Source organism: Streptomyces sp. NPDC043680, assembly GCF_056436685.1.
Genome location: NZ_JBWKCE010000005.1, coordinates 549,903 through 563,142 on the forward strand (window position 1 = coordinate 549,903; position 13,240 = coordinate 563,142).

14 protein-coding genes are annotated in these 13,240 nt (G+C 72.7%); 6 read left to right on the forward strand and 8 right to left on the reverse strand.

Features of this window, described 5'->3' with window-relative positions; all coding sequences use genetic code 11:
• Positions 1-10: 10 nt before the first annotated feature.
• The 3 genes from AC0666_RS14840 to AC0666_RS14850 are packed head-to-tail and all read right to left on the reverse strand — an operon-like array spanning position 11 to position 2,725.
• On the reverse strand, positions 11-1,654 hold the full coding sequence (locus tag AC0666_RS14840; protein WP_478707692.1) for a serine/threonine-protein kinase: 1,644 nt from the start codon (positions 1,652-1,654) through the stop codon (positions 11-13).
• Positions 1,655-1,656: 2 nt separating this feature from the next.
• Positions 1,657-1,899, reverse strand: a complete 243-nt coding sequence (locus AC0666_RS14845; protein WP_478707693.1) for a DUF397 domain-containing protein — start codon at positions 1,897-1,899, stop codon at positions 1,657-1,659.
• Positions 1,877-2,725, reverse strand: a complete 849-nt coding sequence (locus AC0666_RS14850; RefSeq protein ID WP_468967498.1) for a helix-turn-helix domain-containing protein — start codon at positions 2,723-2,725, stop codon at positions 1,877-1,879. The genes AC0666_RS14845 and AC0666_RS14850 overlap by 23 nt, the downstream gene beginning before the upstream one ends.
• Before the next feature lie 286 nt (positions 2,726-3,011).
• Between AC0666_RS14850 and AC0666_RS14855 the strand changes: the two genes are divergently transcribed.
• The 4 genes from AC0666_RS14855 (at position 3,012) to AC0666_RS14870 (ending at position 6,764) form a co-directional block, all read left to right on the forward strand.
• Complete coding sequence (locus AC0666_RS14855) at positions 3,012-3,653, forward strand: class I SAM-dependent methyltransferase (RefSeq protein ID WP_478707694.1); 642 nt, start codon at positions 3,012-3,014, stop codon at positions 3,651-3,653.
• Positions 3,654-3,749: 96 nt separating this feature from the next.
• On the forward strand, positions 3,750-4,673 hold the full coding sequence (locus tag AC0666_RS14860) for an N-acetylmuramoyl-L-alanine amidase (RefSeq protein WP_478707695.1): 924 nt from the start codon (positions 3,750-3,752) through the stop codon (positions 4,671-4,673).
• Between the two features lie 134 nt (positions 4,674-4,807).
• Entirely contained in the window at positions 4,808-5,599 is a 792-nt protein-coding gene (locus tag AC0666_RS14865) for a hypothetical protein (protein ID WP_361718427.1), read from the forward strand.
• Between the two features lie 154 nt (positions 5,600-5,753).
• On the forward strand, positions 5,754-6,764 hold the full coding sequence (locus tag AC0666_RS14870; protein WP_468967507.1) for an LLM class F420-dependent oxidoreductase: 1,011 nt from the start codon (positions 5,754-5,756) through the stop codon (positions 6,762-6,764).
• On the opposite strand, the gene AC0666_RS14875 is transcribed toward AC0666_RS14870, so the two are convergent.
• Both AC0666_RS14875 and AC0666_RS14880 read right to left on the reverse strand, forming a co-directional pair.
• Positions 6,761-7,189 carry a hypothetical protein gene (locus AC0666_RS14875; RefSeq protein WP_468967510.1) on the reverse strand — a complete coding sequence of 143 codons (429 nt, stop codon included), beginning with the start codon at positions 7,187-7,189 and terminating at the stop codon, positions 6,761-6,763. The two genes, AC0666_RS14870 and AC0666_RS14875, sit on opposite strands and share 4 nt — an antisense overlap.
• 25 nt (positions 7,190-7,214) lie before the next feature.
• The gene (locus AC0666_RS14880) at positions 7,215-7,844 is read right to left on the reverse strand and encodes a hypothetical protein (RefSeq protein WP_468584526.1); all 630 of its coding nucleotides are present in this window, start codon (positions 7,842-7,844) and stop codon (positions 7,215-7,217) included.
• A gap of 118 nt (positions 7,845-7,962) precedes the next feature.
• Between AC0666_RS14880 and AC0666_RS14885 the strand changes: the two genes are divergently transcribed.
• Positions 7,963-8,265 carry a hypothetical protein gene (locus AC0666_RS14885; protein WP_468584378.1) on the forward strand — a complete coding sequence of 101 codons (303 nt, stop codon included), beginning with the start codon at positions 7,963-7,965 and terminating at the stop codon, positions 8,263-8,265.
• 67 nt (positions 8,266-8,332) lie between these two features.
• On the opposite strand, the gene AC0666_RS14890 is transcribed toward AC0666_RS14885, so the two are convergent.
• The 3 genes from AC0666_RS14890 to AC0666_RS14900 all read right to left on the reverse strand — a co-directional run bounded on the left by AC0666_RS14890 (position 8,333) and on the right by AC0666_RS14900 (position 11,557).
• Positions 8,333-9,427, reverse strand: coding sequence for a prenyltransferase/squalene oxidase repeat-containing protein (locus AC0666_RS14890; protein ID WP_468967513.1), 1,095 nt, complete (start codon positions 9,425-9,427; stop codon positions 8,333-8,335).
• Positions 9,424-10,158, reverse strand: a complete 735-nt coding sequence (locus AC0666_RS14895; RefSeq protein ID WP_468584382.1) for a class I SAM-dependent methyltransferase — start codon at positions 10,156-10,158, stop codon at positions 9,424-9,426. Before AC0666_RS14895 ends, AC0666_RS14890 begins: the two co-directional genes overlap by 4 nt.
• Before the next feature lie 79 nt (positions 10,159-10,237).
• A complete protein-coding gene (locus AC0666_RS14900) occupies positions 10,238-11,557 on the reverse strand; it encodes a glycosyltransferase family 4 protein (RefSeq protein ID WP_468967517.1) in 1,320 nt (439 codons plus the stop codon).
• A 238-nt stretch (positions 11,558-11,795) separates the two neighbouring features.
• Between AC0666_RS14900 and AC0666_RS14905 the strand changes: the two genes are divergently transcribed.
• Positions 11,796-12,425: a TetR family transcriptional regulator gene (locus AC0666_RS14905; protein WP_468967520.1), complete on the forward strand. Its 630-nt coding sequence runs from the start codon at positions 11,796-11,798 to the stop codon at positions 12,423-12,425.
• Positions 12,426-13,240 lie beyond the last annotated feature (815 nt).

Consider the following 13,240-nt stretch of genomic DNA (forward strand, 5'->3'; position numbering starts at 1 on the left):
CGAGTACGGCTCAGCGCTGCCAGGCCGCAGCCAGCGCCGTCCGGGCGAGGTCCTTGGCGTCCTGTTCGCAGGACGCCCCCGGATGCCGGTCGGCCGCGACATTCACGTGGACGGTGAGGTTGTGGTCGCGGACGGCGAGAGCGCAGGCGGTGGAGGATCCGCCGTCCACCCAGTAGGCCTCGTCGCCGGCACCCAGCCCGGTCTCCCGCCTGTTGCCGCCCCACTCGGCACGGAAGCGGCGCTGCTGCTCGGCGATCGCGTTCTCCAAGCCCCAGCCGCTCAGCAGCAGGTCCCACCGGACCACCTCGGACGGCGGCGCGGACGGCCCGGAGGCGTGCCAGGTGCAGACCGTCTGTGCGTCGTACGCCGTCTTCTCGTGGCGGTCCTCCGCCACGGTCCGCCCGGGCGGCAGCCACCCCGCCATCTCCCCGCAGCCGCGCAGCCCCGTGTACCCGTAGAAGGCGGCGGACGCGGACGCCGACGGGCTCGCGGACCCGGATGCCCGCCCCTTCGCGGACGGGGACCCGCCTCCGCCGTCGGGCCACGAAGTCGCGGTGATGCCCACGAGCCCGGCCACCACCACGGCCGCGGCAGCCCACCCGGCCCGACGCCACGAGCGCCGGGCCGTCGGCGGGTCGGGGTCCGGCGGCTGCGGCTCCGCGCCCGGCTCGCGAGGCCGCTCCGGCTCGGGCCCCGGTCCCGGCTCGGGCCCCGGCTCGCGAGGCCGCTCCGGCTCCGGCTCCGGCTCCGGCGCGGGGGCTTCGCCGCCGAGCAGCCGGTCGATGTCCCTGCGCTGCGCGGCGATCATCCCGTACACCCCGCGCGGCCACGGCCGGCCGGTCGGCGGGAGCGGACCGAGCAGCTCCAGCACCTGTGCGGGGGTCGGCCGGGCCGCCGGGTCCTTGGCCAGGCAGCGCCCGACCAGGGGCCGCAGCCCGGCCGGGACGCCACCGAGATCGGGTTCGGCACGCACCACGTCGTGCAGGGTCTGGAGGGTGGACGCCGCGGCGAACGGGCTGCGGCCCGTCGCCGCCATCACCAGCACCGAGCCCAGCGAGAACACGTCGCCGGCCCGGGTGGGCTCCCTGCTCTCGGCCTGCTCCGGGGACATGTACGCGGGCGAGCCCACGATCCAACCGGCCCGGGTGACACCGGTGCTGCCCCGGCCCTCAACGGCTCGCGCGATGCCGAAGTCGACGACCCGTACACCGTCCTCGGCGAGCAGCACGTTGTCCGGCTTGAGGTCCCGGTGGACCAGCCCCCTGCCATGGATCTCCGCCAGCGCCGAGGCGAGCCCCGCCGCGAGGCGGCGCAGGAGCCCCTCGTCCAGCACCCCGACCGTCTCCACGGCGGCCCCCAGCGACGGCCCGGCCACGAACACGGAGGCGAGCCAGGGTGTCGGAGCGTCCGCGTCCGCGTCGATCACGGCCGCGGTGTAGGCACCGGACACCCGGCGCGAGGCCTCCACCTCGCGCCGGAACCGGGCGCGGAACCCGTCGTCGTGGGCGAACTGCTCGTGCACCTGCTTGACGGCGACGAGCCGCCCGTCCGGCCCGGCCCCCAGCAGCACGCGGCCCATGCCGCCCTCCCCGAGGACGCCGACCGTCCTGAACGGCCCGACGCGCTCGGGATCGGAGGGCCCTGGGCGCTGCACCCTTAGACGGTCCTCACGAACGCGGAGAACGCGGCGGGGCTGACGGTGAAGACGGGCCCGTCGGGGTTCTTCGAATCCCGCATGGCGACCAGGCAGGGCTGGGCGGCGACCTCGACGCACTGGCCGCCGGTGTCGGAGCTGTAGGAAGCCTTGCGCCAGGCGAGGGCGCCGAGCGGAGCGCACTCGACGCAATCACCGCCGGTGTCACCGCTGTACGAGGACTTACGCCACACCGTGCCCGTCATGTGCTGGATGGTGTCCATAACGCTCCTCCATTACGCGGGCGATCCGCGCCGCCGAGTCCTCCACGGAGAGGGCGGCGGCCTGGAGGTGATCGTAACGGAGTGAACCCTCCCTGAGGGCCTGCGGATTGGCCGTCATATGGCCCTGGATGAAGTCCTCGGTGTAGAGGATGTCCGGATCGTCGTCGAACCGAAGCAGGTTGAACGATCCCATCAGCCCGGTATGGGCGCCCGCCTCGAACGGCAGGATCTGCACCTGGACCCACTGCCGGCTCCGCAGGGCCAGCAAGTGGGCGAGTTGCTCCCGCATGACCTCCCGGCCGCCGACCTCCTGGTGCAGTACGGCCTCGCTCATCACCACCCACATCAGGGGCGGGTGCTCGCGGTCCAGTATCCGCTGCCGGTCCATCCGGGCGGCCACCTTCACATCGAGCTTGCCCTCGGTCCGCACCCCCAGGACGGCCCGCATGTACGCCTCGGTCTGCAGCAGCCCGTACACCAGCTGCGCCTGGAACGTGGAGATGTACGCGGCCCGCGCCTCCATCTCCGCGTACGCCTGGAACCACGTCGGCAACTGGCTGCGCAGCACCAGTCCCACCAGCCGGGAGAACGTCCCGTCCGTCCCGAGCGCCGCGTCCACCCGCTCCGAGAAGTCCCGGGTCGGGACTCTCCTCGTCGTCTCGATCTGGCCGATCAGCGAGCCCGTACAGAAGACGATCTTCCCGAGCTCTGCCTGTTTCAGCCCGGCGTCCTCCCGAAGGCGGCGCAGCTCCGAGCCGTAGTAGTCCAGCGGGGAGGCGCTGGGATCGAGATCACGGATGGTGCCCACGAACGATCACCCCAAGTCCGAGCCGTACGGCGTCCGTTTGGTCCGTTGCCGAGCGTAGGCACACCGCCGCGGTCCGGTGACCCGAATCTCCTAACGGGCTACGCGACACGGTGCGGGGATCATCGGGGGCGCCATGCCCGGGGTCGCCGCCGCCCGACCCGGTCGGACGCCGGCGCGTCCGCTGCCACCCCGGGCACGGGCCGTACCAGCCGGTAAGGCAGCATGGCCGCACGCGGCGCACCCCACACCGCACGCCCACCCACCCCACCTGCATGCCGGAGGCACCATGGCCACCCCCAAGCCGGAGACACTCGCCGCCTTCGAGGCCGCCAAGGGGTTCATGCCCGTACGCGAGGGGCTCGCGCTGTACGAGGCCGCCGCCGGGGCGGGGCGCCTCGGGCTGCCGCTGCTGGAGGTCGGCACGTACTGCGGGCGCTCCACGCTCCTGCTGGCCGACGCCGCCCGCGAGGCCGGGGTCGCCGCGCTCACCGTCGACCACCACCGGGGCAGCGAGGAGCAGCAGCCCGGCTGGGAGTACCACGACCCGTCCGTCGTGGACCCCGAGGTCGGCCTTATGGACACCCTGCCCACCTTCCGCCGCACCCTGCACAAGGCGGGGCTGGAGGAGCACGTCATCGCGATCGTGGGCCGCTCCCCGCAGGTCGCCGCGGCCTGGGGCGGCGCGCTCGGCTTCGTCTTCATCGACGGCGGCCACACCGACGAGCACGCCACCGGCGACTACGAGGGCTGGGTCCCGCACCTCGCCGAGGGCGGCACGCTCGTCATCCACGACGTGTTCCCCGACCCGGCCGACGGCGGGCAGGCCCCGTACCGCATCTACCTGCGCGCGCTGGCCTCCGGGGCCTTCGAGGAGGTCTCCGTGACCGACTCGCTGCGGGTCCTGCGCCGCACCGGCCCGGGGCTCTAGCCGCGTTGGGGCGGGCGTATGGGCGGATTAGCACACCACGCCCCCGGATGGCCCACTGTCCGCGCCCGCGCGGAGCACTCGGCATAGCATCGCGGCGTGCGCTACGACGACAGCCCCCCACCGCCCGCGCCCGCCGCCCCGGCCAGCCCGGATCGGCGATGGTTCGCACGCCGCTCCGCGTTCGCCGTCGGGACCGCCGTGCTCGCTCCGACCCTGCTCGCAGGCTGGGTCCTCGTCCAGGTCACCACCGGAGCGGGCGCGGACGACGCGCGGCCGCCCCGGATCGTGATGCCCGCCGCCACCCCCACGGACGGCCCGAGCACCATGCCGAGCTCCTCCGCCAAGAACCAGCTCGCCGGCCGGACCGTGGTCATCGATCCCGGCCACAACACCGGCAACTTCCAGCACAGCAAGGAAATCAACCAGCTGGTGGACATCGGCACCAACCGCAAGGAGTGCGACGCCACCGGCACCACCACCAACGCCGGCTACAAAGAAGCCGAGTTCACCCTCGACGTGTCGCGCAGGCTGCGCACCGTCCTGGAGGCCAAGGGCCTCAAGGTGGTGTTCACCCACGACGGCGAGCGCCCCTGGGGCCCCTGCATCACCGAACGGGCCCGCATCGGCAACGAGGCGAAGGCCGATGCCGTGGTCTCCGTCCACGCGGACGGGGTCTCCGAGGGCAGCCGCGGCTACCACGTCATCCTCCCCGCCAAGGTCAAGGCCGGCGCCGCGGACACCGCGGAGATCGTCGGACCGTCCCGGGTGCTCGGCGAGCGGATCGCCGCGAACTTCGCCCGGACCACCGGAACCTCACCCGCCAACTACCTCGGCGGCGGTACCGGATTGGTCGTCCGCGACGACCTCGGCGGACTCAATCTCTCGACCCGGCCCAAGGTGTTCGTCGAATGCGGCAACATGCGTGACTCCAAGGACGCGGCGCTGCTGACGAGTCCGGAGTGGAGGCAGAAGGCGGCCCAGGGCATCGCGGACGGCATCGTAGGCTTCTTGGGCGGGTAGTCCCCCTGGGACAGCCTGCCGCCCCGATCATCTCGGCCGCGGGGAACCTCCGTACCATGGTCCCGCCCGCCCCGCTCCTGCACGTGCGACCGCGGCACCACGAGACGACCGAGACCGAGAAGGACACCTGAGACGTGAACATCCGCTCCCTCACTCGAGGCGACGGCGTGGTGATCGGAGCAGCGGCGCTGCTGTTCATCGCCTCGTTCCTCGATTTCTACTCCGCGACCGGCATCGACATGCCGAGCGCGTGGGACACCGACGTCTACCGTCTGGCGCTTCCCACGATCTTCCTGCTCGGCTTCATCGCTGCCGGTCTGCTGATCGCGGCCCGGTTCAAGCCGGAGGGCCCCAAACTCGCGGGGCTGCCGCTGTCGGCGTGGGGGACGGTGCTCGCGGTGGCGGCCGCCTGGTCGGCGCTGTGGTCGATGATCACCAGCCCGAGCGGCGCCGACCTCGGCGCCGGCTGCATCCTCGCGTTCCTCGCCACCCTCGCGCTGGCCGGGGTGGCCGTCGCCGGCGCGAAGGTCCCGGCGCTCGCCGGCCAGCTGGTGCCCGAGCCGAAGCCCGCCGCCACGCCGTACGGGGGCCAGCCCGGCACCGGCTACGGCTACCCGGGCGGCCAGCAGCCCCAGCCGTACGGCACCACCCCGCAGCCGACCCCGCCGTACGGCGGCGGCACCCCGGCTCCGGGCCCGCAGGACGCAGCGCCCGCCCCGGCGGCGGACTTCACCCCGTTCTGGTTCGCGGTGCCGGTGGCCCGCCCCCTCTTCGGTGAGGACGGCTCCCCGACCCCGATCGCCGAACTCGCCCCGGGCACCTGGTACCTGGCCGTCGACCAGCGCGGTCCGTCCACGCTGATCGCCCAGACCCAGGACGGCCGCCGCGGCGTCCTGAACGACACCTCGGGCATCCAGCGCGGCTGACCCCGCCCGCGCCCGCACGGCCCCCGCCTCCCTGCGAGGCGGGGGCCGTTCGCCTTCCCCCCGCCGTTCGCCCTTCCCGCACGGAAGCCGGTGCCCTACAGTCACCTGACGACTCGTCAGGTACGGCTCCACGGCATCACAGAGGGGACCGCCCATGCGCCTCGGACTCGCACTCGGCTACTGGGGCCGCGGCCCCCACCCCGGCCACCTCGACCTCGCCACCGAGGCGGAACGCCTCGGCTACGACTCCGTGTGGACCGCCGAGGCCTGGGGCTCCGACGCCTTCACCCCGCTCACCTGGATCGCCGCGCACACCTCGCGGATCCGCCTGGGCACCGCCATCGCGCAGATGGCCGCCCGCACCCCCACCGCCACCGCCATGCACGCCCTCACCCTCGACCATCTCTCGGGCGGCCGCATGATGCTGGGCCTCGGGCTGTCCGGCCCACAGGTGGTGGAGGGTTGGTACGGGCGCCCGTTCCCCGCGAGCCCGCTCACCGCCACCCGTGAGTACGTCGACGTCATCCGCCAAGTACTGCGCCGCGAAGCCCCCGTGACGCTCGACGGCCGCTTCCACAGCCACCCCTACCGCGGTGAGGACGGCACCGGCATCGGCAAACCGCTCAAGCCCATCACCCACCCGCTGCGCGCGGACCTGCCCCTCCTGCTCGGCGCCGAAGGGCCGAAGAACATCGCCCAGACCACCCGCATCGCCGACGGCTGGCTCCCCCTGTACTGGTCACCGATGCGCACCGACGTCTACCGGGCCGCCCTGACCGGCCTCCCCGAAGGTTTCATGATCGCCCCGATGGCCCGGGCCAAGGTCTGCGACGACGTCGCCGAGGGCCTGCTCCCGGTCAAGGCGATGCTCGGCTTCTACATCGGCGGCATGGGCCACGCCGCCCGCAACTTCCACGCCGACCTGATGGCCCGCATGGGTTACGAGGAGGAGGCGCGCCGCATCCAGGAACTGTTCCTCGCCGGCCGCAAGGAGGAGGCCGTCCTCGCCGTCCCGGACGCCTTCGCCGACGAGATCTCCCTGGTAGGCCCCCGCGAACGCATCGCCGAACGCCTGGAGCTCTGGCGCAAGGGCCCGGTCACGGACCTGCTCGTCACCGCCCCCGACCCGCACACCCTGCGCATCCTGGCGGAGCTCAACGCCTAGGGCTCCGGGTCGTACGGGGTTACGGCGCCTTCCCGCTCCTCCTGCGGTACGGCCGCCAGCAACTCCCGCAGGTCCAGCGGCATGACCGCGATCTCCATGCTCGCGCCGTCCCCGTACACACAGGTCACGATCCGCGAGCCGGGATTGATGGACATCCCCTCCCGCACCGACGGCGCCCGCACCCCCGTGGCCCTGCCCTGCGGCAGCGGCACCGGCGCGCCGCGCCCCGGGACCCACCGGGCCCCGCCGGGGCCCTCGTGCACCCGCCCGGCCCGCCAGCGGCCCTCCCCGGCCGGCTGCCGCACCATGCACGGGATCCCGGAAACGGGCCCGGTGGCCGTGCGCCGCCCGTGTCGACGGCGCACGAACCACCCGGCCCCGGCCGCCAAGGCGGCGGCCGCACACATGACTCCGAACTCGCTCACGCGACCATTGAACAGGCCGCCCGGGCTATCCGCCCAGCTGGGAGGCGCTCGGCACCTTGTCGGTCACCTCGGCGCCCGCGCTCTTGCCCGCGTCCTTGACGCCGCTGATGACGTCGTCGAAGGAGGTGATGTCCGCGTCGTTCGCGTCACCCTTGCGCAGTTTGCTGCCGAGGCCCTTCAGCGATTCGATGCCCGCCGTCAGCGGGGCCACCGCCTTCGAGAGCAGCGGATCGGCCTTGGCGTTGGCGGCGGCCGCCTTCAGCCGGTTGTAGGCGAAGGCCCCTGCGAGGCCCGCCTTGATGAGCGCGAAGGTACGGCCTTTCGCCCCCTTCTTGAACTTGCCCGCCTTGTACGGCTTGATGATCCACTGGTACGTCGCCCCGGCCGCGAGGCCCGCGTTGGCGACGAACCGCGTCTTGGCGAACTTCTGCCGCTCGGCGGACGTGCTCGGCGTGGGCTCGGCCGCCCGGGCTTCGGCCTCCTCGGCCGCGATCCGGAGGGCAACGGCCTCCTCGGACGCGGTCACGGACCGGGAGACGTCCTCGCGGCTGCTCCGGTCGCCGGAGCCGCCGCCGCAGCCGGTGGCACCGGCGACCAGCGCGGTGGACAGGAGCAGCGCCGTGAGGGCGCGACGGACACGTACGGTTCTGGGTATGGACACGGTTTCCTCCGGGGAGTGAGGTGTCCATCGCAGCCTCACCCCCAGCCCGAAACTGCGCCACTTGGGGGACCCGTTCGGGTTTGCGGGGCACCGGCGCGGCAAGACGCGTGACATGCGCACACACACCCGAGTACACGCCAGAGGAAGCGGCCAGGCCGCCCGGGGCGTCGCCTTGGTCGCGGACGTACTGGCCTTCGTGATCGTCCTGTGGATCGTGCTGTACCTGCTGGACGCCAACCGGTCCAACGGCCTGGTGGACTTCGTCCACGACGCCGCGACCTGGCTGGCGACCTGGTCCTACGACCTGTTCACCTTCAGCACCGAATGGGTCCAGGTGGTCGTCGGCTACGGCCTGGCGGCCGTGGTCTACCTGTTCGTCGGACACGTGGTGGCCGGCTGGCTCCACCGCCGCTGACCACCACGGAACGCGGGCAGGCCGCCGTCCCCGGCGGCCTGCCCGAGCATGATCCGGAAGGCCGGCCCTACGCCCCCGGCACGGCGCAGCAGTCCGGCTCCAGCCCGGACGGCAGGGCCTGCGCCCCGAACACCGCCCCGGTGGCCTCGTCCCCGCCCAGCGCGGCCACGGCCAGCAGCAGCGAACCGGCGGTCCACGTCGTCTGCTCCACGGGCCACACCGCCTTGTCCTCGAAGACGTACCCCGTCCAGTACATGCCGTTCTCGGCCCGCAGGTGCGTGATCGACCGCAGCACGTCCAGCGCCCGGTCCGACTCCCCCACCGCCCACAGCGCGAGCGCCAGCTCGCAGGACTCGCCGCCCGTCACCCACGGGTTCGGCAGCACGCACCGCACCCCGAGCCCGGGAACCACGAACTCCTCCCACCGCCCGTCGATCCGCGCCTTCGCCTCCGCGCCCGACAGCGCCCCGCCCAGCACCGGGTAGTACCAGTCCATCGAGTACCGGGACTTGTCCAGGAAGCGCTCCGGGTGCCGCCGTATCGCGTGCCCCAGCGCGCCCGCCGCCAGCTCCCAGTCCGGCTGCGGCTCCTCGCGGTGCTCGGCGATCGCCAGCGCACACCGCAGGGCCTGGTGGATCGACGAGGAACCGGTCAGCAGGGCGTCCGTGACCGCGGTGCCGTCCGCCTCCCGCTTCCAGCCGATCTCGCCGCCGGGCTGCTGCAGGGCGAGGACGAACTCGATCGCCGCGTAGACGGTCGGCCACATGCGGTCCAGGAACGGATCGTCACCGGTGGCCAGGTAGTGGTGCCAGACCCCGACCGCGATGTACGCGACGAAGTTGCTCTCCCGGCTCGCGTCCTGCGGCTCGGCGGTGTCCACCCCCTCCGGCCGGTCGGCGTACGCCGCGTACCAGGAGCCGTCCGGGTTCTGGTGCCGGGCCAGCCAGTCGTACGCCCGCTCCGCCGCCTCGTGCTCGCCGGCCGCGTCCAGCGCCATCGCGGCCTCGGTGTGGTCCCACGGGTCCAGGTGGTGGCCCCGGAACCACGGTATGGCTCCGTCGGAACGCTGCGCCGCGAGGATCCCGGCCACCGTCGCGGCGGCCTCCTCGGCGGTCAGGACGCCGTCCAGGATCAGGCGTTCCGTGCGCCCGGGCGAACTCACTGCGCCGCGCCGACGGGAAGGTGCGGCTTGGTCGCGTACGCCACGAAGCTCTTGCCGATGACCGGGTTGAGCGCCTGCTCCGCCAGCCGCGTGGCGAGGGGCTTCTTCATGATGTCCCAGACCAGCAGCTTGTGGTACGCGCGCACCGGCAGCGCCTTGTCGTTGTCGACGCCGAAGGCGCACTTGAGCCACCAGTACGGCGAGTGCAGCCCGTGCGCGTGGTGCGTGCCGTACGGGCGCAGGCCCGCGGCCCTCATCTTGCCGAGCAGCTCGTCCGCCTTGTAGATGCGGATGTGGCCGCCCTCGACCTCGTGGTACGCGTCGCTCAGCGCCCAGCAGATCTTCTCCGGGCCGTAGCGCGGCACGGTGATCGCGATGCGGCCGCCGGGCTTGAGGACGCGGACCATCTCCGCGAGCACGCCCTTGTCGTCGTGGATGTGCTCCATCACCTCGGAGATGATGACCACGTCGAAGGACTCGTCGGGGAAGGGCAGGGCCAGCGCGTCACCCTCCATGGCGGTGGCGGTGGCGCCGGCCGGGGCCTCGCCGGCCTCCTTCATCGCGGCGAACCACTTGGCGACCTCGCGGATCTCCTCGCCGTTGCGGTCGACCGCGACGACCTGGGCGCCGCGCCGGTAGCACTCGAAGGCGTGCCGGCCTGCGCCGCAGCCCAGGTCGAGTACGCGGTCGCCTGCGGCGAGCGGGAACCGGGAGAAATCGACGGTCAGCACGGGGTCCTGCCTTCGCAGTCGCGGGGGTGGAGGGGGAGTACGGGGGGTGGAAGAAAGGGGGGGTGGTCGGAGCGGAGCGTCACCGCACGCGGCGGCTGCGGGCGGCCGCCTGCTGCGCGATCGCCGCGCGGTAGTGCGCGGCGGTGCCCTCGGCGGCTCTGGCCCACGTGAAGCGGGCCAGCACCCGCTCCCGCCCGGCGGCGCCCAGGCGGGCCCGCAGCAGCGGGTCGCCCAGCATCCGGCCCAGCGCAGCGGCCAGCGCCCCGGCATCGCCCGGCGGCACCGCGAGGCAGGTCTCCCCGTCGGGCCCGGAGACCTCGGGGATGGCGCCGCCGGTGGTGGCGACCAGCGGCGTACCGGTGGCCATGGCCTCGGCGGCGGGCAGCGAGAACCCCTCGTACAGCGAGGGCACACAGGCGACCTGGGCGCTGCGCACGAGGTCGACGAGCTCGGCGTCGGTGATGCCCTTGACGAAGCGGACCGCGTCCTGGAGCCCGTACGACTCGATGGCCTTGGCCACCGGTCCCTCCTCGGCGCGCTTGCCGACAACGACCAGGTGGGCGTCGGGCTGCTCGGTCCGCAGCTTCGCGAGCGCCTCGACGAGGTGCACGAGCCCCTTCAGCGGGACGTCGGCGCTGGAGGTTGTCACGATCCGCCCCGGCACCTCGGCGACGGACGGGTCCGGCGACCACAGGTCCGTGTCGGCGCCGATGTGCACGACGTGGATGCGCTCGTCGCGCACGCCCAGGTGCTCGGCGATCTCCTGCTTGGAGGACCCGGAGACCGTCAGCACCGACGGCAGCCGGCGGGCGACCCGCCCCTGCATGCGCGTGAAGGCGTACCAACGCCGGACGGAGGCCCGCTTCTTGCGGTCCTTCGCGGCGTCGAGGTCGAGGCGGCGGTCGACGGTGATGGGGTGGTGGATGGTGGTGACCAGCGGGGCGCCCAGGTCGGCGAGCAGTCCGTAGCCGAGGGTCTGGTTGTCGTGGACCACGTCGAACTGGCCCGCGCGGGCCGCCAGGTGCCGGCGGGCCCGCAGCGAGAAGGTCAGCGGCTCGGGGAACCCTCCGGTCCACATCGTGGCGACCTCAAGGGCGTCGATCCAGTCCCGGTACTCGTCGCGCTTCGGGGTGCGGAACGGATCGGGCTGGCGGTAGAGGTCCAGACTCGGCAGCTCGGTGAGCGTGGCGCCGGTGTCGAGGACGGGGTACGGCTGCGCACCGATGACCTCGACGGAGTGCCCAAGCCGGACGAGCTCGCGCGAGAGGTGCCGGACGTACACGCCCTGGCCGCCGCAGAACGGGTTCCCCTTATACGTGAGGAGCGCGATGCGCAGCGGGCGGTCGCCGTCGGTGGCGGCCCCCGCGAAAGGGCTCGTCACCATGGCCTCAGCGGTCACTCTCGGCCCCCTTCTCCCTGCACTTTTCGCCGGAGCGTAACCGCTCGGATAATGTAGAACAAGTTTCAGACTTGATCCGTTGATGACCATTGAATCTACCGGCCGGAAACTACACCGTAAGAGGTGGAGCAGGTGATTCGCGCCACGGCCGCGGCGCCTGCCATGCTGGGCCGGGATCAAGCTCGGAGCGGCCCGGGAAGCAGCACCGCCACGACACGGAACGCATGGAACGGGGCACATGACAGCGGAAGCGAAGGCCGTCACCACGCCGACGTCCCCTCCCCTGACGGAGCGCCAGGAGGCGCGGCGGCGCCGGATCCTGCACGCCAGCGCCCAGCTGGCCGGGCGGGGCGGTTTCGACGCCGTCCAGATGCGGGAGGTCGCCGAGGCGGCCGGCGTCGCCCTGGGCACCCTGTACCGCTACTTCCCGTCCAAGGTGCACCTGCTCGTCGCCACCATGCAGGACCAGCTCCAGCACATGCACACCACCCTGCGCAAGCGGCCCCCGGCGGCGGAGGACCCGGCGGCCCGGGTCGCGGAAACGCTGATGCGCGCGTTCCGCGCGCTGCAGCGCGAACCCCACCTCGCCGACGCGATGGTCCGCGCCCTGACCTTCGCGGACCGCAGCGTGAGCCCCGAGGTGGACACGGTGTCGCGCCTGACCACGGCCATCATCCTGGACGCCATGGGCCTGGACGGCCCGCCCACGGCGGAACAGCTCTCGGCGGTCCGGGTGATCGAACACACCTGGCACTCGGCACTGATCACCTGGCTCTCGGGCCGCGCGTCCATCGCCCAAGTCAAGATCGACATCGAAACGGTCTGCCGCCTCATCGACCTCACGTCCCCACCCCGAGAAACGGCCTGAACCGACGGGTGGGGCGGGGTGGGGGTGGGACGGGATCCCCGCATGCGGCGCCGGAAGGGCGGGGCGGGGGCTTCGGGGGTCGGGATGCCCGCACCCGGCATCAGAGAACGTCCGGGGGCGTCCCGTCAGTCCACTGTCCTTCCGTGTCGGTCCGGGCCGTCAAGGGCGCTCCTCCTCGTTCCTCGTCGTCGCGTCGCTTCGCGATGGCCTTCGGCCACCCTTGACTGCCCGGCCCGCCCCGGAAAGACAACAGACTGCCGGGAAGCCCCCGAAGGATGGCCGGGGGGACAGACAGACATACGGGCCCATCAGCGATGCCCGAGCAGGCTTCCAGTTGCCATGTCCCCATTCGGGGTCGACCGGTCCCCTTTCCCAGCCCAGCCGGGTCAAGCCGCAGCCGACGCCAATCAGATGGGCAGCCGGGACCGGAAGGGCCACCATCGCCTCAGATCGCTACACAGCCGGTCTCGGCATAGCGTCCGCAGCCTGTCTGGGGCTGGGAATAGGCCGCCACAGATCGCTACACAGCTGATCTTGGTTTGGCGGCCGACGACCGTCTGGGGTTGCTCATAGGCCGCCACAGATCCCACAGGGCCTGTCTCCGTTGGCGCCCGACGGCCGTCCGTAGCCGGCAGAGGCGCGACAGATCGCTACACAGCCGGTCTCGGCTTGGCGTCCGCGGCCCGTCTGGGGTTGATGGGGCGAGATGACAAGCCCTTGAGCGGCTCGGGAAGGGAAACCTGGGGCTGGGGAGACGACGGCGATCGTGACGAGTCTCCTTGCGGACCGCCCCGCCCTACCGCTGCCCCGGGGTG

Bases quoted from the DNA above. Each gene is read 5' to 3' on its own strand.
- AC0666_RS14870 (WP_468967507.1), top strand. From the start codon at position 5,754: ATGCGCCTCGGACTCGCACTCGGCTACTGGGGCCGCGGCCCCCACCCC.
- AC0666_RS14905 (WP_468967520.1), top strand. From the start codon at position 11,796: ATGACAGCGGAAGCGAAGGCCGTCACCACGCCGACGTCCCCTCCCCTG.
- AC0666_RS14885 (WP_468584378.1), top strand. From the start codon at position 7,963: ATGCGCACACACACCCGAGTACACGCCAGAGGAAGCGGCCAGGCCGCC.
- AC0666_RS14855 (WP_478707694.1), top strand. From the start codon at position 3,012: ATGGCCACCCCCAAGCCGGAGACACTCGCCGCCTTCGAGGCCGCCAAG.
- AC0666_RS14845 (WP_478707693.1), bottom strand. From the start codon at position 1,899: ATGACGGGCACGGTGTGGCGTAAGTCCTCGTACAGCGGTGACACCGGC.